The sequence below is a fragment of the Cysteiniphilum halobium genome, assembly GCF_003574425.1.
GTDB lineage: Bacteria > Pseudomonadota > Gammaproteobacteria > Francisellales > Francisellaceae > Caedibacter > Caedibacter halobius.
The window spans coordinates 1-1,887 of record NZ_QLIU01000086.1 but is presented as its reverse complement, the minus strand read 5'-3'; the positions used below and the strand labels follow the sequence as shown (position 1 = coordinate 1,887).

Here is a 1,887-nt window from a genome sequence, read left to right as displayed (position 1 = left end):
AAGACGGAAAACTGAGGACAGAGAACAGTAGTCGAATCACTTCGTGATGATTTATTTTTAATTTCACTATCAACACCTTTATGTCAAACAATAAAATAAAAAAACAATCTGTGCAGCTTGCTGCACTCAAATACCCTCTTCTGCCATCTGTCTTCCGTCCTCTGGACTAAAAAACATCAATTGTAAACACTTAAATACTTCTCGCTATTCTCTTAATATTTTTGTACCTAAGTACCTTTAAGGAGGTGATCCAGCCGCAGGTTCCCCTACGGCTACCTTGTTACGACTTCACCCCAGTCATGAATCACAAAGTGGTAAACGTCCTCCTTGCGGTTAGACTATCTACTTCTTTTGCAACCCACTCCCATGGTGTGACGGGCGGTGTGTACAAGACCCGGGAACGTATTCACCGCGGCATGCTGATCCGCGATTACTAGCGATTCCGACTTCATGCTCTCGAGTTGCAGAGAGCAATCCGGACTACGAACACCTTTCTAAAGTTTCGCTCCAGCTCGCACCTTCGCTTCCCTCTGTAATGCCCATTGTAGCACGTGTGTAGCCCTGCCCGTAAGGGCCATGATGACTTGACGTCGTCCCCACCTTCCTCCGCCTTATCAGCGGCAGTCTCTCTAGAGTGCCCAACTTAATGATGGCAACTAAAAATAAGGGTTGCGCTCGTTGCGGGACTTAACCCAACATTTCACAACACGAGCTGACGACAGCCATGCAGCACCTGTCTCATAGTTCCCGAAGGCACAATCCAATCTCTCAGATCTCCTATGGATGTCAAGGGCAGGTAAGGTTCTTCGCGTTGCATCGAATTAAACCACATGCTCCACCGCTTGTGCGGGTCCCCGTCAATTCCTTTGAGTTTTAACCTTGCGGCCGTAGTCCCCAGGCGGAGTACTTATCGCGTTAGCTGCGCCACTAAATCTTTTACACCAGATCCAACAGCTAGTACTCATCGTTTACAGCGTGGACTACCAGGGTATCTAATCCTGTTTGCTACCCACGCTTTCGTCCCTCAGTGTCAGTTCAACCCCAGATTGTTGCCTTCGCCATTGATGTTCCTTCCGATCTCTACGCATTTCACCGCTACACCGGAAATTCCCCAATCCTCTAGTGAACTCTAGTCAAACAGTATCAAATGCACCTCCCAGGTTGAGCCCAGGTATTTCACATCTGACTTATCTAACCACCTACGAACCCTTTACGCCCAGTAATTCCGATTAACGCTCGCACCCTCCGTATTACCGCGGCTGCTGGCACGGAGTTAGCCGGTGCTTATTCTTTCGCTAACGTCAAATTATCTAGCTCTTAACATGATAACCTTCCTCACGAACTAAAGTGCTTTACAACCCTAAGGCCTTCTTCACACACGTGGTATTGCTGGATCAGGGTTGCCCCCATTGTCCAATATTCCCCACTGCTGCCTCCCGTAGGAGTCTGGGCCGTGTCTCAGTCCCAGTGTGGCTGATCTTCCTCTCAGAACAGCTATGGATCATCGCCTTGGTCAGCCTTTACCCAACCAACTAGCTAATCCAACGCAGGCTCATCGTACAGCGACTGCCTAAGCAACCTTTGACCCGAAGGTGTCATGCGGTATTAGCAGCCGTTTCCAACTGTTGTCCCCCTCTGTACGGCAGATTCCTACGCGTTACTCACCCGTCCGCCACTAGCCGGAAAACAGAGGACTGAAGACGGAGGACAGATCATTTGTATCGCTTCGCGATGATTATTTTAAATTTAAAATAATCCGTGCACATCACCGCACTCAAAATTACCGTCTTCTGTCTGCTGTTTTCTGTCTTCCAAACCCGTTCGACTTGCATGTGTTAAGCATACCACCAGCGTTCAATCTGAGCCAGGATCAAACTCTTCAGTTTA

At 48.5% G+C, this 1,887-nt stretch carries 1 rRNA gene; it reads right to left on the bottom strand.

The features are described 5' to 3' along the window. Positions 1–238 precede the first annotated feature (238 nt). Positions 239–1,886: ribosomal RNA gene (locus DNK85_RS10860) — 16S ribosomal RNA — on the bottom strand. Between the last annotated feature and the right edge of the window lies 1 nt (position 1,887).